An 18,563-nucleotide genomic window follows, 5' to 3' on the forward strand; every position below is an offset into this window, starting at 1 on the left:
AATCGCATCGCAGCGATCAGCACCGCTCATCGACAGGAGAGTCATGGAGCTCCGGGAGATCGAGATCTTTCTGACCCTCTCCGAAGAACTGCACTTCGGCCGGACCGCGCAGCGCCTGCACCTTTCGCAGTCGCGGGTCAGCCAGGTGATCCAGAAGCACGAGCGGAGCATCGGTGCCCCGCTGTTCCAACGCACGAGCCGGGTCGTGCGCCTCACGCCGATCGGTGAACAGCTTCGGGACGAGCTGCGGCCCCTGCTGCGGGCCATCACCGACAGCACCGACCGAGCGCGCGCGGCCGCCGGCGGACGAACCGGCGTGCTGCGCGTCGGGACCGCCGCGAGCAACACCCTGGAGCTGCGGCCGTTCTGGGACGCCTTCCGCGCCGCGCACCCCGCCTGGGACCTCCGGGTGCGCTACCAGCCCTTCAGCAGCGCCATGACGGCGATCCGCCAGGGTGACATCGACGTCTACATCGGATGGCTCCCCATGACGGAACCCGACCTCACCAGCGGACCGGTCATGTTCACGGAGCCGATGGTCGTGGCCCTGTCCCTCGACCACCAGCTGGCACGACGCGACGCGGTCGATCTCGAGGACCTTGCCGCCTTCGAGGTGATCGACACCGCCAGCGCCTTCCCGCTCGAGTACCTGGACGTGTTCAACCCGTTCCACACACCCCGAGGACGCACCATCACCCGCGGCCCCCTGGTCGCGGACCTGGAACAGGCGTTCAGCGCCACCGCGAACGGCGAGGTCGCGCAGCCGCTCGGCGGGCACGCGGCCCGCTACTACCGGCGTCCCGACCTCACCTACCGGCAGTTCCGCCAGGACTGGACGATCAGCTGGGGCCCCATCTGGCAGTCCGAGAACGACAGCCCGGGCATCCGTCACCTCACCGCCGTGCTGACCGACCTCGGCCCACGAGCACTCTGACCCCAGGTGCAGCCGGCCGCCCGGGAGCGAGACAGGCTCGTCCGCACTGTCGGTGGTCGCGGCGCCCGCCACGATCTGCGGCCCCTGCGTCCCGAAGCGCGATACGGTCGGACGGAGTCAAGACGCGGCTCACCGGCGCGGGGAATGCGCGAAGGGCTGCAGGGATGACTGAACCGATGGCGATCGAGCGCGCGCTCCCGCCCGGGACCACCCAGCCGCGGTACCGCCATGGACTCCCCGCTTGGCTCTCTGGGACACGTGAAGCAGACGCATCGCCTCTACGCCGACAGCCGGCACCGCCGTCGGAGTGTCTCGGTCCCGGCCCGTGCCTGACCTACAGGCCGCGCGTGGATGTGAAGCGAAGTACCTGTGCCGCCGGGGCGCGGCACGGCGGTATCTGGTCGCACTGGATATCGACGGCACCCTGCTCCCCAGCGGCACTCGCGTCCCGCAGGCCACCATCGACGCTGTCGGGCTGGTCCGGACCGCCGGGCATCACGTGGTGCTGGCCACCGGCAGGACGCTGGCCAGCACCTTGGCAGTCGCGAAGGACCTGGGACTGACGAACGAGTGGATCGTCGCCTCGAACGGGGCAGTGACCGCGCGCCTCGAGAACACGGCGCTCGGTGGGTACAGACTGCACGCCCGTCACACCTTCGATGCCCGGCCCGTAGTTCGGCTGGCTCGCCTGCGCCTCGGCGAGGTATCGATCGCAACTGAGGACTTCGGTCGGGGCTGGCTCGTCACCGAGCCGTTCAGGGCAGGACTCCTGAACGGCCGTCAGCGGGTCATCGACCGGCACGACGAGCTCTGGGCGATGCCAACCACCCGCGTCGTGCTCGCCGGCCCATCAGTGACGTCCTTGGTCAGCTCGCTGCACCGCCTCGGCGTCCGGGCGACCCCGGAGGGAGTCGACCGGGTCAACGTGACTGCCGACCAGCTCTCCAAGGCGTCGGCACTGGAACTCGTCCGGGCTCACCTCAGCGTGCCGCCGGACGACACGTTCGCGATCGGTGACGGCGTCAACGACACGGAGATGCTTGCCTGGGCCGCTCACGGCGTGGCCATGGGCCAGGCCGACGCGCGGGTGAAAGCCGTCGCCGCCTCTGTCACGGGCAGTGTCGACGAGCAAGGCGCCGCAGGCGCCCTGCTCTCACTGGCGGCTGGGCAACTTCCTCAGCCGGCCTGTCGCCTTCTCCGGCTGGGGCAACAACTCGGAGCACATCATGGCCCGGCCGACTCCCCTGGTACTTCGCTGCCTTTCGCTGATGGGAATGTGCCTCAGAAAGCCCCGCTCTCCCCTGGCGAACATTGGCCAGCGGGGTGAAAGTGGACGTGCAACAGATCGTCTTCCGGGCCTGAGCCAGAGCGTCTGCGCGAGTCAGGGGACGCATTCTCGAAGGAGCTTCCATGGGAATCATCGGCTGGATCCTGATCGGACTCATCATGGGCGCCATCGCCCGAGCCATCCTTCCCGGCAGAGCCGCCGGAGGGTGGTTCATCACCCTCGTCGTCGGCGTTCTCGGCGCACTCCTGGGCGGCTGGATCGGCGGAGCGCTCTTCGACGTCCGGGTCAACGAGTCCTTCTTCTCACTGACCACGTGGTTCTGGGCCCTCATCGGCTCGCTCCTCGTCCTCGCCATCTGGGGAGCGATCGCACGCCGACGCGCCTGAGCCAACCCGCGAATGTTCGCTGCCGCTGCACGCATCCCCGATGAGACGGGAGTCTGCCGACATGGTGTCCGTCCGCGTCGGACTCGTGGCCGACCCAGCCGCACCCACCGACATCGCGCAAGGAATGGCCGACCTGAGCCCACCCGACGGTGGCGTCGCGTGGGACATCACCGTGGTCAGCGAGCCGTTCACGACCGGGTCCGAGAACCTCCGCACCGCGATGGACCGGTTGCGGGACCAGGCCCGCGACCGGGACTGGGACCTCGTCGTCGGCCTGACCGAGCTCCCGCTACACGACGGCGACGGCCGCCACGTGCTGGCCGACACCGATCCCGATCGACGGACCGCGGTGCTGTCCCTGCCCGCGCTCGGCGGGCTCCGGGTCCACGCTCACGCCCGGCGGGCAGTGCGTTCGCTGGTCGCCACGATGGCTCAGCCGGGTGAGGACGACGAGCACCGGGTCGTCCTGCCCCGCCTGCGCGGCCGGTGGCGGCTGCTGCTGGGCATGGTGCTCGCGAACCGTCCCTGGCGGCTGGTACCCGGGCTGAAGTCGGCGCTCGTGGCGGCACTGGCGACCGGCGCGGTGGCCACGATCAACTCGACGGTGTGGGTCCTGGCGGACTCGCTGTCCTGGTGGCGCCTGGTGGTCGCCTCCATCGCCTCGGTCACCCTCGTCGCGGCCTGGCTCGTGATCGACGGCGGACTGTGGGACCGCCCCGAGGACGACTCGCCGCAGGCAAGGGAGAGATCCCGCCTCTACAACGCCTCGACCGTACTGACTCTGCTGGCCGGTGTGGCCATCTGCTACGTCGCTCTCTACGTCGTGAACCTGGCGTGGGCACTCTTCGTCCTCGACCCCGAGGTGATGGGTGGCTACGTGGGCTCCACGCTCGGCTACGGCGACCTCCTTGTCCTGGCGTGGTTCGTCGCGTCAGCAGCAACGGTCGGCGGTGGCCTCGGGTCCGGTCTGGAGTCGGACGAGGCGATCCGCGCCGCCGCCTACTCCAAGCGCGAGGAGGAACGTCGTGAACGCCTCGCGCGCGACCGACGCAACACGTAGAACGTCAACTCCAGCCTCTTGGCACTCTCGCGTCGAGAGTGCTAAAAATGGAGACGTAGCCGGACGGCGGCCCCACCGCCGTCGAGCGCCGCGGTCCTGGAGGGGCCAGGACCGCATCAGCATGGGAGGTGATGCGCAATGGCTACCTATTGGGACCCGTTCCAGGAGATGGACCGGCTGTTCGGCTCGTTCGCGAGCAACGCACGACAGTCGGGCACCCTGCCGATGGACCTGTTCCGCACCGGCGACCACTACGTGCTGTCCATGGACCTGCCCGGCGTCGACCCGGGGACCATCGACGTCTCGGTCGAGGACCGCACGCTGACCGTCCGCGCCGAGCGCACGCAGCGCTCCGGTGACGACGCACAGTGGCTGGTCCGAGAGCGTCCCACGGGCACCTTCGCCCGGCAGCTCACCGTGGGGCGCGGACTCGCGCTCGACCGGATCTCCGCTTCGTACACCGACGGTGTCCTGTCCCTGACGATCCCCGTCAGCGAGGAGGCCAAGCCGCGGAGGATCGACGTCACCCACACGTCCGGTACGACACCGATCGGCCAAGGATCCGAGGGACGTCAGTCCATCGAGTCCTGATCTCGACGGCTCCGTGCGACCCCGCCGCCAGTCGCCGGCACCAGCGGCTGGTACGGAGGGCCGGTTCCCGGAAGGGAACCGGCCCTCCGTGTCGGAGCCATCCCACAGAAGGCGGGCGGCCTCTACACCGACTCGGATCCATGGACGGCGACGCCCCTCACGTGGCCGGCTGGTGTTCAGGACCCACGGTCGGCACCGGCGCGATGAGGAAGTCGGCCAGCTCGTCCGCCGTCGGCATCTCGGCGGTCGATGCGTCGGTGAACCAGTTCATCAGCCAGCGGGCGAGATCTCTGACCGGGACGTTGAGCTGGTTGGACGCCACACGCAGACGGTCGAACGCGGTGGGGTCGTCGATGCCGAACGCCACCATGAGGACGCCCTTGGCCTGCTCGATCGGCGCCCTGTTCGCCGACGACGCCTGGATGAAGGAGGAGGCCTGCTGCGCGGCACTCTCACGGTTGGCAGCGGTCACGTCGATGAAGTACCCGCGTATCTCGGTGACCGCACCGGACTGCGGATCACGCGTGGCCTGCCCGGTCACCGTGAGGGTACGGATCGTGCCCTGGGCGTCCCGAATGCGGTGCACGGAGCTGAACGGACGGCCCGTCGCGGTGGCGTCGCGCATCACGTGGTCCACACGCTCGCGGTCGTCCGGGTGCTTGTGCGCGAGGACGAGCTCGGTGGTCGGCACGACCTCACCAGGCTGGAACCCGTGCATCAGGAAGACCTCGTCGGACCACGCCCATCGCCCCGTGCTCAGCTCGAGCCGGTAACGGCCGACGGGAGCTTCCTGACCGGGCGCCAAGGCAGCTTCGACAGAGTTCGGCGAGGGCTGGGAGTCGTTCACGGCGTTCCTATCGGTCGGGCAACCGTGCCCGGCCGACGGCACGCCACTGGTCAGTGGTGCGAGGGCCGGGCAGAGGTGCTGTCCTCACTGCAGAGTTCAGCAGAATGGTGCATCGCCGACCCCGTAAGTTCCAAGGCAAGCGGGCCCCCGCGTGTGGGTGGCGATCACCGGCGTCGCACGGACGCGCGCCCGGTCGAACGAGGAACAGCTCGCTGAGGCCCGGGGTGCGAGCGGGAGACCGGCGATGCAGCATCGAGACGCGCCCACCGTTCCACCCGAGGAGGCACGTATGACGACGACCCCCACCACCCCGCCCATGGACCCCGGCTCGTCCGAGGCGACGGAACACCAGCTGCGGCTGGCCGTCGCCCAGGGCAAGGCCTACCGGCAGGCTCTCGACCACATGGCGCAGGACGTCGCCAAGACGGCGGGGACGAAACAGGTCGGCGACTACCTGGTCGGCTATGCCATCGAGGACGCCGAGGGCATGTACCACCTGCAGGAGGGCGAGCTGGTCTGGCACAACCCCGGTGACGCGAACTCGCACGTGGAGGTAGTCGTCTGCGACGCGGCCGACGGTCGCTTCGTCCCCGGCCTGAACGTGAGCGCGACTCTCGTGACGCCTGGCGGGGAGGAGCTCGGGCCGTTCCCGCAGGAGCTGGTCTGGCATCCGATGCTCTACCACTACGCACGCAACTGGGAGCTCCCGGAGGACGGCGACTACACCCTGAAGGTGCACGTCGACCCACCGTCCTTCATGCGGCACGACGAGATCAACGGACGACGGTTCGCCTCACCCGTCGACGTCGAGTTCACCGGGGTCGGCATCGAACGTGGTGCCGAGCCGGTCGACCCACCGAGCTGATCGAGCGTACGGCGACGACGCAGGGGAGGAACAAGCATGTCCGAGGGGGGCGAGATGATCACGGACGCTGACCAGGACACCCAGGTCGTGACGCTGGACGACCGCGAGGTGCGCCTGACGCACCTGTCCAAGGTTCTCTACCCGGAGACCGGAACGACCAAGCGCGACGTCGTCGAGTACTACGCCGCCGTGGCCGCAACGATGCTGCCGCACGTGCGGGACCGTCCGGCCACCCGCAAGCGCTGGCCGGACGGAGTCGGGCAAGACCCGTTCTTCCACAAGGACCTCGGTCGAGGCACGCCGGAGTGGGTGGCACGACGCGACCTGAGCCACCAGACCGGCACGTCAACCTATCCGCTCGTACAGGACACCGCGACGCTGGTCTGGCTCGCGCAGATGGCCGCTCTGGAGATCCACGTGCCGCAGTGGCGGTTCGGCAGGCCGGCCGCGAGCAACGGCGCGCCCCGCTCCCCCGACCGTCTCGTGCTCGACCTCGACCCGGGCGAGGGAGCCGGGCTCGCCCAGTGCGTGGAGGTGGCCCGCCTCGCCCGCCGGATGCTGCAGGACATGGGGCTGGATCCGGTGCCCGTGACGAGCGGGAGCAAGGGGCTGCACCTCTACGCGCCGCTGGAGGGACACGACTCCGCGGAGCAGGTCACCGCGGTGGCCCACGACCTCGCCCGGGCCCTCGAGGCCGACCACGGCGACCTGGTGGTCAGTGACATGAAGAAGTCGCTGCGCGCGGGCAAGGTGCTCGTCGACTGGTCGCAGAACAACGGCAGCAAGACGACCGTCGCGCCCTACTCGCTGCGTGGCCGGAGCCGGCCCTGGGTCGCACTACCGAGAACCTGGCGCGAGCTGGGCTCGCCCCAGCTCCGCCAGCTCGAGCTGGACGAGGTGCTCCCCCGTGTCCGCCGGCGCGGCGACCCCCTCGCCGACGACGTCGAGGTGGCGCGATGACGCAGCCCGGCTACGAGGCCATGCTCGCCACCCTCGGTACGCGCGACGACGTCGTCGGCCACGGCGATCAGGGCGACTGGTCGCTCGAGATGAAGTGGGACGGGGTCCGGGCGCTGGTGCGGGTCGAGCTGCAGGACGGACGCAGCACCGTCAGCCTCACCAGCCGCAACCACAAGACGCAGGGCCCGGGCTACCCGGAGGTCGTCGAGGGCCTCAGCCGCGCAGTGCGCGGGCAGGCCGTGCTGGACGGCGAGATCGTCGCGCTCGACGCGAAGGGCCGGCCGAGCTTCGCCCGGCTGCAGCACCGGATCAACCTCGCCGATCCACGGGAGATCCGCCGGGCGGCCGAACAGGTGCCCGCGCAGATCTTCCTGTTCGACCTCCTGGAGCAGGACGACGAGCCGCTCGTCGGCCTGCCCTACACGGAGCGGCGCGCACGACTCGCTGCCCTGGTGACCGAGAACGAGTCCGTCAAGGTCCCCCCGGCGGTCGACGAGGACTTCGACCACGCATGGCGGACGAGCGACGAGCTCGGCCTCGAAGGCGTGATCGCGAAACGCCGCGACTCGCGCTACGCCGTCGGACGACGCACCCGGGACTGGATCAAGGTCAAGCACGCCCGCACGCAGGAGGTCGTGATCGGCGGCTGGCGGCCTGGCCAGGGGCGTCGTGCAAGGACAGTCGGCTCGCTCCTGCTCGGGGTCGGGGACGCCGAGGGCCGGCTGCAGTACGTCGGCAGGGTCGGAACGGGCTTCTCCCACCGCGACCTCGACGAGCTGCACGGCCGGCTCGGGCGGATCGCGCGCGAGACCGCACCGTTCCACGACATACCCCGGGCCGACGCACGCGATGCCCACTGGGTGACACCCCGCCTGGTCGGAGAGGTCGAGTTCGCCGAGTGGACCAGGGACGGCCGCCTGCGCCAGCCGCGCTGGCGCGGCTGGCGCGAGGACAAGGACCCGCAACGAGTACGCCGCGAGTGAGGCGAGGCACTCGGCTCGCGCGAGTGCTATCCCGCGTCGAAGCGGTCCTCGCCCTCCTCGTCCGGGTTGTCCTCCGGCTCTTCACCCGGGATCTCGGGCCCGTCCGGATGCGGCTTGAGCCGGTCGGCCTCTTCCTTGGACGGCACATGTCCGCCGGTCGGGGACTCACTGCTCTCGGTCGGGGTCGGGTCACGACGGTCGTCGTTCATGCTCGCTCCTCTGTTGCACGGTCGGGGATCAGGAGGTCTCGGCTCACCGGTTGGGCTCCGAGCGGGAGATGTCCGCGAGCGCCGACATCGGATCGCGCTCGAGAGCGAGGTCGCCGATCGAGACGATCCCGACGAGGGAGTCCCCGTCCAGGACGGGGACTCGTCGGACCGCTGCGTCGCGCATCACTTCTATCGCGGTCTCGATGGGGTCGGTATGTCCGACCGTGACGACCTGCTCCGTCACGAGGTGTTGCACCGGGGTGTCGGTGGCGAGCCCGGCTGCCAGCCCGCGTACGACGAGGTCGCGGTCGGTGACGATACCCACGGCGGTGGTGCCGGCGCGGACCACGAGTGCACCGATGTCCTGCTCGGTCATCGTCCGTGCGACGGTCCGGAGGGTGTCGGTGATGTCGACGGTGGTCGGGGACGGGGTCATGACGTCAGCGACGGTCTGCTGGGTCATTGCACGCTCCTCACGTGGTGGACGACGGCGGGCTGCTCCACCGGCGTCTTCACCCTGTGCTCGCGCTACGGCACTCGCAACGCCAGACGTGATCCGCTCGATCGACGCGATCTGGCGCGTATCGGTCTTCGGTGGCGTCCTGAGCACTGGTGACGAGCTCCTGGATCTCCGGGACGCGACTCAAAATCCCCGGTGCTAGCCTGAAAATCCGGACCCCCCACGGCGCGACAGTGCGCCGTCCGCTCCCCAGGGTCCGTAGGGAATCACCATGGACGACAAGCTCAAGTTCGCAGCGATCCTGCTCGGTGGGTACGTCTTGGGACGGACCAAGAGGATGAAGCTGGCCCTGACCGTCGCCGGCGCACTCGCCTTCAGGGAGCTGCGATCCAACCCAGATCTCCTCAAGGCCGGGAGTTCCCTCCTTTCCTCCCCCGCGGTCAAGAAGCTCACCGACGAGTTCTCCGGCCGGCTCGTCGAAGCCGGGAAGACCGCCGCTGTCGCGGTGGCGACCAAACGGGTCGACGGCCTCGTCTCGAACCTGGAGAAGCGCGCAGGCTCACGTCGAGCCGAGCACGGCCCGGAAGAGGACGAGCCCGCGGAGGCCCCCGAAGAGTCGCCCGAACCGGCCGAGGAATCGCCCGACGAGGAGACCGAAGAGCCGGCCGACGAGGGGACCGAGGAGCCGTCGGGCGAGGAAGAGACGGCCCAGGAGGACGAGGAGGAGCCGGCCGCCAAGCGGAGCAAGCGGGAAAGCTCGGCGTCCGGCGGATCCCGCTCCTCGCGCTCATCGGCCCAGAGTGGTTCGAAGCAGAGCAGCTCCGGCACGCGGGCCAGGAAGTCGTCGGGAACCCGGTCCGGCAGCACGACGAAGTCGTCGGGCGGAAGCTCCGCAAGGAGGACCGGCTCCCGCTGACCGGGCCGGACACGGGTGCCGACGGACCATGTCGGCGCCGGGAAGGAGCATTCCATGAGCAACGAGTCCACCGGAACGACGGACCGGGCAGCTTCGCAGCCGCTCACTGCCCTCAAGGAGTCGGCCGGCGGGTATGTCAAGGCGCTGGCGAGCAACGCGGTCGACAGCCTCACCGACCGGGTGAGCGGGCTCACCGACCGGCTCACCGACTACGCGAACGGGTCCGGCGACGGCGGAGGTGCCAAGGCGACCGCGGCCGCGAAGGGCGCCGAGGAGCTCGCGCAGGGCGCGTCACCCGTCAAGGCAGGGCTGTCCGCGGCCGTGGCGGGCGTCAAGGACAAGGTCAAGGAGACGTTCGGTGGCGGGAACGGCGGAGGTGGCGGAGGCGGCAAGAAGTTCGCCTTCAACAACATCGTCGAGTCCATCGACGTCGGCGCGCCGGTCGAGATCGTCTTCAACGCGTGGACGTCGTACGAGAAGTGGCCCGAGTTCATGAAGAAGGTGGAGCACACCGAGCTCGACGAGGAGTCCGGGGAGGTCCAGCTCAAGGGGCAGGTGCTCTGGTCCCATCGGCAGTGGGACACCGTCATCACGGATCAGGTGCCCGACCAGCGGATCGCCTGGAGCTCCAGCGGGGCCAAGGGACACCTGAGCGGGGTCGTGACGTTCCACGAGCTGGCCGACGACCTGACCAGGCTCATCATCGTCGTGTCCTACTACCCCCAGGGCTTCATGGAGAAGACCGGGAACATCTGGCGGGCGGTGAACAGGCGGGTGCGCCTGGAGCTCAAGTACTTCGTCCGCCACGTCATGACCGAGTCGGTCCTGCGACCGGAGGAGGACGAAGGCTTTCGCGCCGAGATCCGCGACGAGGAGATGATCCGGAGCCACCAGGAGGTCGTCGAGGACGAGCAGGCTGCCCGGGAGGAGGAAGAGGGCACCGAAGAGGAGGAAGAGGAAGAGGAAGAGGAAGAGGAAGAGGAAGAGGACACCGAGGAGACCGAGGACACGGGGTCCGAGAACAGGTAGGCGCGCGATGACCGAACTGAGTACCCGACCCCGGAGCTCGGGGTACCTCGAACGCCCGTCGTCCTCGTCGTTGGCGGACGTCATCAACATCATCCTCGACAAGGGCCTGGTGATCGACGCCTTCGTACGGGTGTCGCTCGTCGGGATCGAGGTGATCACCATCGACGCACGCATCGTCATCGCGAGCGTCGACACCTACCTGCGGTTCGCCGAGGCCACCAACCGTCTCGACCTCGCGAAGACCGGAGGACGGGACCTGCCCGAGCTCGTGGAGGACGTCTCCCAGAGCGGCGCGAAGGGCAAGACCAAGGGAGTGCTGGCAAGCGCGAAGGAAGCCCTCGTCGGCAGCGGCGAGGACGAGGACGAGTCCCAGGACTCGCCGTCCGACGAGGACGAAGCCGAGCCCGCTCCACGACGCCGCGAGCAACGCAGACCCCGCCGGCGCGTGTCCGGTGAACGTTCCCGCTGAGTCCCCGTCCACCGGTGCGAGCGAACCATGCTGTACCTCTACGGTCTGGTCCTTCCCACTGCCGACGTACCCGACGACGTCGACTATCTCGGTGTGGGTGGGGTGCGGCTGGTCGGGCTGGGACAGATCGCCGCGCTGAGCTCCGAGATTCCCGAGGCGGAGGTCATCGGGATGCCCGCCGAGGTACGCGCCTACACCGCGGTGCTCGACGGCGTGGCCGCGGAGCACCCCGTCCTCCCGTTGAAGTTCGGCACCGCCGTCCTCGACGAGGGCGCGGTGGACGAGGCGTTCCCGGCCGAACAGCGCGCATCGCTCGCCGCGGCGCTGCGCCGGCTGGACGGACTCGCCCAGTTCACGCTCCAGGTCCGCTACGTCACCGACACGGTGCTGGCGGAGCTGATCACGGAGGACACCGAGATCGCCGAGCTGCGTGCCTTCCTCCAGGTGCTGCCGACGGACACGGCCTACGAGGCCCGGATCCGGCTCGGCGAGCTGATCGTCCAGGGCTTCGCCCGCAAGCGCGAGCACGACGTGACTCTTCTGCACGAGGAGCTCGCTCCGTTCGCGGTCGAGCTCCAGGAGCACGAGACCGATCTCGTCGAGGACGTGCTGGAGATGGCGGTGCTGGTACGACGCACCGAGCTGACCCTGTTCGAGGCCGTGCTCGAGAGGCTCGCCGCGCGGGCCTGGGGACGGGTCGCGTTTCGCCTGGTCGGGCCGCAGGCGCCCTACGACTTCGTGGACTTCGTGGACGAGGGGTGAGTCATGGGCATTCTCTCCGGCCTGCTGTCGCTTCCGCTGGCTCCCGTCCGTGGGACGGTCTGGATCGCCGAGCAGGTGCTCCACGAGGCCGAGCACCAGTACTACGACGCCGCGTCGCTGCGACGCCAGCTCGAAGAGGTCGCTCTGGCCCGGGACAGCGGCGATCTCGACGACGAGGAGGCCGATGCCCTGGAGGAGCACCTGATCGCGCGGCTGGTCGAGGCGAACCGGCGAAGCAGGGAGGGCCATGAGTGACGCCGACGAGCAGGTCGACGAACGGACCCGCGGCCGCCCCCTCACCGCCACCCAGGCGGCCCGCAGGGCGGCGGAGCAGCTCTCGCAGCTCATCACCCGCGAGCTCGAGAGCATCGTGGGGATCCGCTCCGAGGACGGCACGTTCACCGTCGTCATCGAGGCGGTCGAGGACGCGCACGTACCGAGCAGTGCCGATGTCATGGCCGAGTACGAGGTACAGCTCGACGCGGAGGGCGAGCTGACCGGCTACCGGCGCCGGTCGCGTTACGTGCGCGGCCGCACGGAGGAGAGGTGACCGGCGCTCGACGGCGGGCGACCTCCCGAACCGCGCGCCCGCTCGGAGGAGGTGGTCACGGATGAGCACGCTCGGCGACCGGGGCAGCGCGATGGAGCCACGGCGGGGGCCCGAAAGGTCACGCGTGATGGCTCCGCAGCACGATGCGAACGGGTCGCTCGACCACGTGATCGAGACGCTCCTGGACAAGGGGCTGGTCGTCAACGCGGACATCATGGTGTCGCTGGCAGGCGTGGAGCTTCTGGGCATCCGGATCCGGGCGGCCCTCGCCTCCTTCGAGACCGCGGCACGGTACGGGCTGGAGTTCCCCGCCGGCACCAACACCGAGTCGATCGCGTGGCGGCGCGCCATAGAACAGAAGGAGACGTGCCCGAGGTGTGGCAAGGCCTCGCCCAGGAAGCAGCTGCTCGAGGACCTCTGCCCCTGGTGCGGCTGGCGCAGCGCACTGGCCGAGCGCCGTGCCGGTGAGATCGCGGAGCACGAGGAGCCGTCATGAGCACCGACCTCCGGTCACCCGTCGCCCCCGAGAACCGGATGGAGCCGACGAACGACCTCCGCGCGAGCCTGTCGGACCTCCTTGACGTCGTGCTCGACAAGGGCGTCTACTTCGACCTCGACCTCGTGATCACGGTCGCCGACGTACCGCTGATCGGCGTCAGCCTCCGGGCTGCCGTCGCGGGCGTCGAGACGATGCTCGAGCACGGCCTCATGCAGGGCTGGGACGAACAGATCCGCGGGTCGGGCCGTAGCGGCGCCGAGCGCGAGGTCCCCCTGCTCGACGGCGAGGAGATCGTGCTGCGCATGTCCGGCGGACACCTGCAGGAGGTGCCGTACCGGACCTGGCGGCCGGGGATCGTCTACGTCACCTCACGACGAGTGCTGGTCTGGCGACCGGACCCGCGCGAGCTGCTGTGGCAGGGCGCTCTGCGCGACGTGACCGGGGTGGAGCTGCGACCCGAGGTGAGCGTGGGCGGAGCGGACCGGCTGCGGGTGTGCGTGACCACCCCTCAGGGCACCACGCTGCTGACCGCGGCGGCACCCCAGCGGCTCCACGACGCGCTCCGCGCGGGCACGCTCACCCGGCCCACCGGCGGAGCCGCGACGCCCGGCCCTGTCCCCCGGGGGGAGGGCGACGATGCAGGTGGATGAGACGAGCCTCAAGAACGGGTTGCTCACCCTGGTCGTCACTCTCGTCGAGGTCATCGAGGAAGCCCTGGAGAGCCAGGCGATCCGGCGGATCGAGGGCGGCCGGCTCACCGACGACGAGCAGGAGCGCCTCGGCCAGGCACTGCTCGACCTCGACGAGGCCATCGAGCAGATCAAGGACGACCACGGCCTGACCGCGTCGGTCGCGGACCTCAGGCGTGGTCTGGACGACGTCGTCGGTGACCTCGTCGACCGCCTCGCCAACCCGGCGCGGTGGGTCCGGGAGCCCGGCGGGGAGAACCGATGACCGCCGACCGCCTGTACCTCTACGGTGTCGTGACCACGGCGCCCGCCGAACTCGGGACCGGCATCGACGGGCTGCCGCTGCACGCGGTGCCCGGGCCGGAAGGCATTGCTGCGCTCGTGCACGACCACGAGGGCGAGCCGTACCAGGGGGCGGATGCCGACGTCGAGCGGTGGGTGGTCGAGCACAGCGCCGCGGTCGAGCGGATATGGCAGAACACCGGGACGATCCTTCCGGCCACCTTCAACGTGATCGTCGCGCCCACGAGGGAGATGACCGCGGGTCGCCGGCTGCAGGACTGGCTCGCCACGCACGCCAGCAGCCTGCGCGATCGCCTGGACGCGCTGTCCGGGCGGGTCGAGCTGCGCGTGGAGATCGGACTGGACCACCATCTGACGGGCGGGCGGCATCCGGAGGTGGTCGCGGCGCGGACCGAGCTGAAGGATCGCCCACCGGGTGTCCAGCGCCTGCTCCGCAAACGGCTGGACCACCTGGAGCGCGACATCACCGAGGCCGTTGCCCGTGAGCGGTTCGACAGCTACCACCAGGTCCTGAAGGGGGTCAGCGACGAGGTCGACGAGAACCGCCGGGCGCGCCCCGACCCGGACACCGCTCTTGTCCTGTCCGCCTCGCTGCTCGTGCGGGCGGACGCGGTGCACGACGTCGGGGCCGCGCTGACGGCGATCCAGGAGGCAGAACCGGCGGCGCGCATCCGCTACCTCGGGCCCTGGCCGCCCTACTCCTTCGCCGACATCCTCAGGACGGCTCCGCCGGACGAGACCGGCTGAACCGCTCCGGGAACCCGGTCAGCGCACCTCGCCGCGCCAGGCTCCGTCCTCGGCGCCGCGACCCTCGATGAACTCCTTGAACCGGTCGAGATCGCCCTGGACCTGGCGGTCGTCCACGTGCAGCGCGCTGCCGATCTTCTCCACCGCGTCGTCCGGCGTCCAGTCGAGCTGCACCGTGACTCGGGACTGCTCGTCGTTCAGCCGGTGGAACGTGACCACACCCGCCTGCTCCGGTCCCGACACGCTCTTCCACGCCACGCGCTCGTCCGGGCGCTGCTCGGTGATCTGCGCGTCGAAGTGACGCTCGACGCCGCCGACCTTCGTCCGCCAACGGGTCAGCGTCGGGTCGATCTGGCGGATCTCCTCGACGCCGCCCATGAACCGAGGGAACTCCTCGAACTGCGTCCACTGGTTGTACGCCGTGCGCACCGGGACGTCGACGTCGACGGACTTCATGATGCTCGTCATGGGTTGCTCCTTCTGTCGGGTCATTCCACCGTCAGGGCAGATCCGGCGACTCGCAGCCCGAACCGCAGCCCGAAGTGGTCCATCGTGGCCGGAAGCGGGTCGCTCGTGAGGTAACGCCCCCGCTCGACCCGCAGGTCGTGCGCGGCCAGGTGCACGAGCAGGTGCGAGGTGACCAGCAGGACGACGTTCCGGCCGGGGCACGAGACCGGGCCGCCGCTGAACGGCACCATCCCCCAGTCGGCGTTGTTGCGCCCGTCCAGCCATGCCTCGGGGGCGAAGCCGTCGGCATGGTCGAGCCGGTCCGGGTCGCGGTGGAAGAACGCGCTCACGACCGCGAACCCGGTCCCGCCCGGCAGGGTGCGGTCGCCCCAGGTGGTCGGGCCGGTCGAGTCACGCAGCACCACGAGCGTCGTCGGCCACAGGCGCAGCGACTCCAGCACGCACGCGCGTGCGTAGGGCAGCAGCGCGGGCTCGGCACCCGGTGCCACCCCGGCGAGGACCCGCGCGCGTACCTCGGGCCGGGCGGCGATGACCGCCAGCGCCCGAAGGGTCGCGGCCCCGGCCGCATCGAAGGCGAAGAGCCAGTGCGGCACCTGACCCGGGGCGGTGACGGGCCCTGCGGCGTGGGCTGCCGCGGCCAGCGTGCCCGGCTCCGGCGTGGCGACGTACGACTCGACACGGCGGGCGAGCTCGGCGCGGAGGCGGTCGTTGCGCGGGTGGAACCATGACCAGTTGGCGTCGCGGCGCAGGGCGTCGAGCACGTCCACGAGCTGGCGGTCAGCGCGCGCCGCGGGCCCGAGCACGACCTGGAGGACGATCTCCCACCAGGTGTCGGTGAACGTCGCGGCGTCGAGCCTGCCGGAATCGTGCAGCTGCCGGGCCAGGGCCGCCGCACCGCGCCGTACGGCCTCGACAAAGGCCGCTCCGTCGTCGTGCACGGGCAGCTCGGGTCGCAGCACGGTCTCGTTGAAGGGGCGACGGTACCGCCGGTCGGCGGTGGTCGAGATCAGGACGCCGTCCGGCTGGAAGTGCCTCAGCGCCCCGACCTTCTCCTTGGTCGCGGGGGTGAACGGCTCGGGCGAGCCCTCGAGCAGGCGCTGCACGTCGCTGGGCTCGGTGACCACCACCAGGCGGCGGGGCCCGAGTCGCAGCGCGAGCGGGGCGCCGTCGTGCCGCGCGCGCAGGTCGGTCAGAACCTCGCGCGCCGTACGGTCGGTCTGGCGCCGCTCCGCCCAGGCCGTGGCGCGCGGACGGCGGACGATCGCGCCCTGGGCGACGAGCGGCGCGAGGACGGACGCGACCACCCGGGCCGCCTCGGCCGGGTTCAGGTCGACGGGTGTGGACGTCATGCGGCCGTCAGGCCGCCGGGTCGAGAACGACCTTGATGCATCCGTCGCCCTTCTCCTGGAACATCGTGTAGGCCTCGGGCGCCCGTTCGAGCGGCCAGCGGTGGGTCCGCAGGTCCAGCACCCCCAGGGGGTCGGCCGGGTCGCTCGCCAACGGCAGGAGGTCGTCGGTCCAGCGCCGGACGTTGGCCTGTCCCTGGCGGATCGTCACCTGCTTGTCGAAGAGGGTGAGCATCGGCAGCGGGTCCTTCGCGCCGCCGTAGATGCCCGCCAGGGACAGCGTCCCGCCGCGGCGTACGAGCTCGATGCCGGTGAGCAGGGCAGCCAGCCGGTCCGTCCCCGCGTGCTCCACCAGCGGCTTGGCCAGCACGTCCGGCATCACGCCGGCCGCCTTCTGCATCGCCTCCGCGACGGGTGAGCCGTGCGCCTCCATCCCGACCGCGTCGATCACCGCGTCCGGGCCGCGCCCGTCGGTCAGGTCGCGGACGGCGCCGACGACGTCGGTCCGGTTCTGGTCGATCACCGTGGCCCCGTGCCGTGCCGCCATCGCCAGCCGCTCGGGCACCAGGTCCACACCGATGACGAGCCCGGCGCCCCGGTGCGCGGCGATCCGGGCCGCCATCTGGCCGATCGGGCCCAGGCCGAGCACGACGACCGACCCACCGTCGGGGACCTGCGCGTACTCGACCGCCTGCCACGCGGTCGGCAGCACGTCGGACAGGTAAAGGTAGCGCTCGTCGGGCTCGCCGTCGTCGGGCACCACGACCGGGCCGTACTGGGCCTGGGGCACGCGGAGGTACTCCGCCTGCCCGCCGGGGACCTGCCCGTACAGCTTGGTGTACCCGAACAGTGCGGCGCCGCTCCCCTGGTCGGTGACCTGGGTGGTCTCGCACTGCGACTGCAGCCCGCGCTCGCACATCCAGCACCCGCCGCAGGCGATCCCGAACGGGACGACCACACGGTCTCCGGGCTTCAGGCCGCCCGCCTCCGGGCCGACCTCCTCGACCACACCCATCGCCTCGTGACCCAGCACGTCGCCCTTGTCGAGGAACGCGCCGAGCACGCCGTACAGGTGCAGGTCGGACCCGCAGATCGCGGTCGACGTGACGCGGACGATCGCATCGGTCGGCTCCTGGATCGCGGGATCGGGTACCTCCTCGACGCCGACCTGCTCCTGACCCTGCCACGTGAGTGCTCTCATGCTCGCCGGCCTTCAGACGGCGCGGGTCGAGGTCGCGGCGCGGGCCTGGTCGAGCCGGCCGGCGACGTCGGGCCAGTTCGTCAGGTTCCAGAACGCCTTGACGTAGTCGGCCTTGACGTTGAGGTAGTCCAGGTAGAACGCGTGCTCCCACATGTCCAGCATCAGCAGCGGGGTGATCCCGAGGGGCACGTTGGCCTGCTGGTCGAAGAGCTGGAAGACCAGCGGCCGCTGCCCGATGGCGTCCCAGCCGAGCACCGCCCAGCCCGAACCCTGGATTCCCGTCGCGACGGCCGTGAAGTGGGCCTGGAACGCCGCGAACGAACCGAAGAACTCGGTGATCCCCGCGGCGAGCTCGCCGTCCGGCTCACCGCCGCCGTCGGGCGAGAGGTTGTTCCAGAACACGGTGTGGTTGATGTGCCCGCCCAGGTTGAAGGCGAGGTTCTTCTCGGCCAGGTTCACCGCGGCGAGGTCCCCGCTCTCGCGGGACTGCTCCAGCGTCTCCAGCGCCTTGTTCGCGCCGTCCACGTAGGTGGCGTGGTGCTTGTCGTGGTGCAGCTCCATGATCCGGCCGCTGATGTGGGGCTCCAGCGCCGAGTAGTCGTAGGGCAGGTCGGGCAGCGTGTAGACCGTCATCTCGTGCTCCTGTCGTCGTGTGCCGGCCTGGTTCGCCCGGGCCGGCCCTCTCGACGCTAGGCCGCACCCACGGCACTCGCAGCGGGACGCTGGGCGGCCCCGCCTACGTCAGGTGGTCGTTGGCGCCGCTCGTCCAGGCCGCGTGCCGGTCCGCAGAACGCAGCACGATGGCCCGGGCGTCCACCGGGATCACGCCCCGGAAGTTGTTGTAGAGCCGGTCGAACTCGAACCGCGCCACGTGGTTCGCGACCCGCTGCACCACCGGCCCCGACAGCGGGATCCGGTTCGGGTAGCTGCGCATGAACGACACCGACGTCCGGTCCGGGTTCGCGAAGATCGTGTCGCCGCTGAGCAGCACGCCCCTGCCC

At 70.4% G+C, this 18,563-nt stretch carries 24 protein-coding genes and 2 pseudogenes; 18 read left to right on the forward strand and 8 right to left on the reverse strand.

Going from position 1 to position 18,563, the window contains the following annotated elements; translation table 11 throughout:
• Positions 1-43: 43 nt before the first annotated feature.
• The 5 genes from H291_RS0113645 (at position 44) to H291_RS0113665 (ending at position 4,259) form a co-directional block, all read left to right on the forward strand.
• On the forward strand, positions 44-934 hold the full coding sequence (locus H291_RS0113645) for a LysR family transcriptional regulator (RefSeq protein ID WP_020015565.1): 891 nt from the start codon (positions 44-46) through the stop codon (positions 932-934).
• A 325-nt stretch (positions 935-1,259) separates the two neighbouring features.
• Positions 1,260-2,261 carry an HAD family hydrolase gene (locus tag H291_RS30040; RefSeq protein WP_020015566.1) on the forward strand — a complete coding sequence of 334 codons (1,002 nt, stop codon included), beginning with the start codon at positions 1,260-1,262 and terminating at the stop codon, positions 2,259-2,261.
• Between the two features lie 83 nt (positions 2,262-2,344).
• Positions 2,345-2,608: a GlsB/YeaQ/YmgE family stress response membrane protein gene (locus H291_RS0113655; protein WP_020015567.1), complete on the forward strand. Its 264-nt coding sequence runs from the start codon at positions 2,345-2,347 to the stop codon at positions 2,606-2,608.
• 40 nt (positions 2,609-2,648) lie between these two features.
• On the forward strand, positions 2,649-3,668 hold the full coding sequence (locus H291_RS30045) for a hypothetical protein (protein ID WP_232216043.1): 1,020 nt from the start codon (positions 2,649-2,651) through the stop codon (positions 3,666-3,668).
• A gap of 138 nt (positions 3,669-3,806) precedes the next feature.
• Positions 3,807-4,259 (forward strand): Hsp20/alpha crystallin family protein, encoded by a 453-nt coding sequence (locus H291_RS0113665; RefSeq protein ID WP_026365728.1) that lies wholly within the window; start codon positions 3,807-3,809, stop codon positions 4,257-4,259.
• Positions 4,260-4,416: 157 nt separating this feature from the next.
• Here H291_RS0113665 and H291_RS0113670 read toward each other — a convergent pair whose 3' ends face one another.
• Positions 4,417-5,148: a PAS and ANTAR domain-containing protein gene (locus H291_RS0113670; RefSeq protein ID WP_332256653.1), complete on the reverse strand. Its 732-nt coding sequence runs from the start codon at positions 5,146-5,148 to the stop codon at positions 4,417-4,419.
• A gap of 247 nt (positions 5,149-5,395) precedes the next feature.
• Between H291_RS0113670 and H291_RS0113675 the strand changes: the two genes are divergently transcribed.
• From H291_RS0113675 to ligD (H291_RS34870), 3 genes and pseudogenes are all read left to right on the forward strand, one after another.
• Complete coding sequence (locus H291_RS0113675; RefSeq protein WP_020015571.1) at positions 5,396-5,971, forward strand: iron transporter; 576 nt, start codon at positions 5,396-5,398, stop codon at positions 5,969-5,971.
• 54 nt (positions 5,972-6,025) lie between these two features.
• Positions 6,026-6,907: pseudogene (gene ligD / locus H291_RS34865) on the forward strand (non-homologous end-joining DNA ligase); the annotation flags it as partial.
• 20 nt (positions 6,908-6,927) lie between these two features.
• A complete protein-coding gene (gene ligD / locus H291_RS34870; protein WP_051109424.1) occupies positions 6,928-7,914 on the forward strand; it encodes a non-homologous end-joining DNA ligase in 987 nt (328 codons plus the stop codon).
• 26 nt (positions 7,915-7,940) lie between these two features.
• Here ligD (H291_RS34870) and H291_RS0113685 read toward each other — a convergent pair whose 3' ends face one another.
• Complete coding sequence (locus H291_RS0113685) at positions 7,941-8,123, reverse strand: hypothetical protein (RefSeq protein ID WP_020015572.1); 183 nt, start codon at positions 8,121-8,123, stop codon at positions 7,941-7,943.
• Between the two features lie 43 nt (positions 8,124-8,166).
• The gene (locus H291_RS0113690; RefSeq protein WP_020015573.1) at positions 8,167-8,586 is read right to left on the reverse strand and encodes a CBS domain-containing protein; all 420 of its coding nucleotides are present in this window, start codon (positions 8,584-8,586) and stop codon (positions 8,167-8,169) included.
• Between the two features lie 268 nt (positions 8,587-8,854).
• Between H291_RS0113690 and H291_RS30055 the strand changes: the two genes are divergently transcribed.
• The 10 genes from H291_RS30055 (at position 8,855) to H291_RS30075 (ending at position 14,547) form a co-directional block, all read left to right on the forward strand.
• Entirely contained in the window at positions 8,855-9,499 is a 645-nt protein-coding gene (locus H291_RS30055) for a hypothetical protein (protein WP_020015574.1), read from the forward strand.
• A 54-nt stretch (positions 9,500-9,553) separates the two neighbouring features.
• Positions 9,554-10,528: an SRPBCC family protein gene (locus H291_RS30060; protein WP_020015575.1), complete on the forward strand. Its 975-nt coding sequence runs from the start codon at positions 9,554-9,556 to the stop codon at positions 10,526-10,528.
• A gap of 7 nt (positions 10,529-10,535) precedes the next feature.
• A complete protein-coding gene (gvpJ, locus tag H291_RS0113705) occupies positions 10,536-10,997 on the forward strand; it encodes a gas vesicle protein GvpJ (RefSeq protein WP_026365729.1) in 462 nt (153 codons plus the stop codon).
• 27 nt (positions 10,998-11,024) lie between these two features.
• Complete coding sequence (locus H291_RS0113710) at positions 11,025-11,759, forward strand: GvpL/GvpF family gas vesicle protein (RefSeq protein WP_020015577.1); 735 nt, start codon at positions 11,025-11,027, stop codon at positions 11,757-11,759.
• Between the two features lie 3 nt (positions 11,760-11,762).
• Positions 11,763-12,014, forward strand: a complete 252-nt coding sequence (locus H291_RS0113715) for a gas vesicle protein GvpG (RefSeq protein WP_020015578.1) — start codon at positions 11,763-11,765, stop codon at positions 12,012-12,014.
• Entirely contained in the window at positions 12,007-12,309 is a 303-nt protein-coding gene (gene gvpO, locus H291_RS30065) for a gas vesicle protein GvpO (protein WP_020015579.1), read from the forward strand. The genes H291_RS0113715 and gvpO overlap by 8 nt, the downstream gene beginning before the upstream one ends.
• A gap of 127 nt (positions 12,310-12,436) precedes the next feature.
• Positions 12,437-12,805: a gas vesicle protein gene (locus H291_RS34795; RefSeq protein ID WP_033326836.1), complete on the forward strand. Its 369-nt coding sequence runs from the start codon at positions 12,437-12,439 to the stop codon at positions 12,803-12,805.
• A complete protein-coding gene (locus H291_RS33785) occupies positions 12,802-13,458 on the forward strand; it encodes a gas vesicle protein (RefSeq protein ID WP_020015581.1) in 657 nt (218 codons plus the stop codon). Before H291_RS34795 ends, H291_RS33785 begins: the two co-directional genes overlap by 4 nt.
• On the forward strand, positions 13,445-13,762 hold the full coding sequence (locus H291_RS0113735; protein ID WP_033325970.1) for a gas vesicle protein K: 318 nt from the start codon (positions 13,445-13,447) through the stop codon (positions 13,760-13,762). The genes H291_RS33785 and H291_RS0113735 overlap by 14 nt, the downstream gene beginning before the upstream one ends.
• Complete coding sequence (locus H291_RS30075) at positions 13,759-14,547, forward strand: GvpL/GvpF family gas vesicle protein (protein WP_020015583.1); 789 nt, start codon at positions 13,759-13,761, stop codon at positions 14,545-14,547. Before H291_RS0113735 ends, H291_RS30075 begins: the two co-directional genes overlap by 4 nt.
• A gap of 18 nt (positions 14,548-14,565) precedes the next feature.
• Here H291_RS30075 and H291_RS0113745 read toward each other — a convergent pair whose 3' ends face one another.
• The 5 genes and pseudogenes from H291_RS0113745 to H291_RS34200 form a co-directional block, all read right to left on the reverse strand.
• Entirely contained in the window at positions 14,566-15,015 is a 450-nt protein-coding gene (locus H291_RS0113745) for an SRPBCC family protein (RefSeq protein WP_020015584.1), read from the reverse strand.
• 20 nt (positions 15,016-15,035) lie between these two features.
• Positions 15,036-16,364, reverse strand: a complete 1,329-nt coding sequence (locus tag H291_RS0113750) for a cytochrome P450 (protein ID WP_020015585.1) — start codon at positions 16,362-16,364, stop codon at positions 15,036-15,038.
• Positions 16,365-16,371: 7 nt separating this feature from the next.
• Positions 16,372-17,562, reverse strand: coding sequence for a zinc-dependent alcohol dehydrogenase (locus H291_RS0113755; protein WP_020015586.1), 1,191 nt, complete (start codon positions 17,560-17,562; stop codon positions 16,372-16,374).
• Between the two features lie 12 nt (positions 17,563-17,574).
• Positions 17,575-18,195: a superoxide dismutase gene (locus H291_RS0113760; protein WP_020015587.1), complete on the reverse strand. Its 621-nt coding sequence runs from the start codon at positions 18,193-18,195 to the stop codon at positions 17,575-17,577.
• Positions 18,196-18,298: 103 nt separating this feature from the next.
• A pseudogene (locus H291_RS34200) lies at positions 18,299-18,563 on the reverse strand (hydrolase); the annotation flags it as partial.

The sequence above is a fragment of the Promicromonospora sukumoe 327MFSha3.1 genome (genome assembly GCF_000385135.1).
In the GTDB taxonomy this organism is placed as follows: domain Bacteria; phylum Actinomycetota; class Actinomycetes; order Actinomycetales; family Cellulomonadaceae; genus Promicromonospora; species Promicromonospora sukumoe_B.

Excerpts from the sequence above, each read along its gene's own strand:
- H291_RS0113655 (WP_020015567.1), top strand. The coding sequence starts at position 2,345 with ATGGGAATCATCGGCTGGATCCTGATCGGACTCATCATGGGCGCCATC.
- H291_RS34795 (WP_033326836.1), top strand. The coding sequence starts at position 12,437 with ATGGCTCCGCAGCACGATGCGAACGGGTCGCTCGACCACGTGATCGAG.
- H291_RS0113710 (WP_020015577.1), top strand. The coding sequence starts at position 11,025 with ATGCTGTACCTCTACGGTCTGGTCCTTCCCACTGCCGACGTACCCGAC.
- H291_RS30055 (WP_020015574.1), top strand. The coding sequence starts at position 8,855 with ATGGACGACAAGCTCAAGTTCGCAGCGATCCTGCTCGGTGGGTACGTC.
- H291_RS0113755 (WP_020015586.1), bottom strand. The coding sequence starts at position 17,562 with ATGAGAGCACTCACGTGGCAGGGTCAGGAGCAGGTCGGCGTCGAGGAG.
- H291_RS0113760 (WP_020015587.1), bottom strand. The coding sequence starts at position 18,195 with ATGACGGTCTACACGCTGCCCGACCTGCCCTACGACTACTCGGCGCTG.
- H291_RS0113645 (WP_020015565.1), top strand. The coding sequence starts at position 44 with ATGGAGCTCCGGGAGATCGAGATCTTTCTGACCCTCTCCGAAGAACTG.
- ligD (WP_051109424.1), top strand. The coding sequence starts at position 6,928 with ATGACGCAGCCCGGCTACGAGGCCATGCTCGCCACCCTCGGTACGCGC.
- H291_RS0113745 (WP_020015584.1), bottom strand. The coding sequence starts at position 15,015 with ATGACGAGCATCATGAAGTCCGTCGACGTCGACGTCCCGGTGCGCACG.
- H291_RS33785 (WP_020015581.1), top strand. The coding sequence starts at position 12,802 with ATGAGCACCGACCTCCGGTCACCCGTCGCCCCCGAGAACCGGATGGAG.
- H291_RS0113665 (WP_026365728.1), top strand. The coding sequence starts at position 3,807 with ATGGCTACCTATTGGGACCCGTTCCAGGAGATGGACCGGCTGTTCGGC.
- gvpO (WP_020015579.1), top strand. The coding sequence starts at position 12,007 with ATGAGTGACGCCGACGAGCAGGTCGACGAACGGACCCGCGGCCGCCCC.
- gvpJ (WP_026365729.1), top strand. The coding sequence starts at position 10,536 with ATGACCGAACTGAGTACCCGACCCCGGAGCTCGGGGTACCTCGAACGC.
- H291_RS0113675 (WP_020015571.1), top strand. The coding sequence starts at position 5,396 with ATGACGACGACCCCCACCACCCCGCCCATGGACCCCGGCTCGTCCGAG.
- H291_RS30060 (WP_020015575.1), top strand. The coding sequence starts at position 9,554 with ATGAGCAACGAGTCCACCGGAACGACGGACCGGGCAGCTTCGCAGCCG.
- H291_RS0113685 (WP_020015572.1), bottom strand. The coding sequence starts at position 8,123 with ATGAACGACGACCGTCGTGACCCGACCCCGACCGAGAGCAGTGAGTCC.
- H291_RS0113750 (WP_020015585.1), bottom strand. The coding sequence starts at position 16,364 with ATGACGTCCACACCCGTCGACCTGAACCCGGCCGAGGCGGCCCGGGTG.
- H291_RS30075 (WP_020015583.1), top strand. The coding sequence starts at position 13,759 with ATGACCGCCGACCGCCTGTACCTCTACGGTGTCGTGACCACGGCGCCC.
- H291_RS0113690 (WP_020015573.1), bottom strand. The coding sequence starts at position 8,586 with ATGACCCAGCAGACCGTCGCTGACGTCATGACCCCGTCCCCGACCACC.
- H291_RS0113715 (WP_020015578.1), top strand. The coding sequence starts at position 11,763 with ATGGGCATTCTCTCCGGCCTGCTGTCGCTTCCGCTGGCTCCCGTCCGT.
- H291_RS30045 (WP_232216043.1), top strand. The coding sequence starts at position 2,649 with ATGAGACGGGAGTCTGCCGACATGGTGTCCGTCCGCGTCGGACTCGTG.
- H291_RS0113735 (WP_033325970.1), top strand. The coding sequence starts at position 13,445 with ATGCAGGTGGATGAGACGAGCCTCAAGAACGGGTTGCTCACCCTGGTC.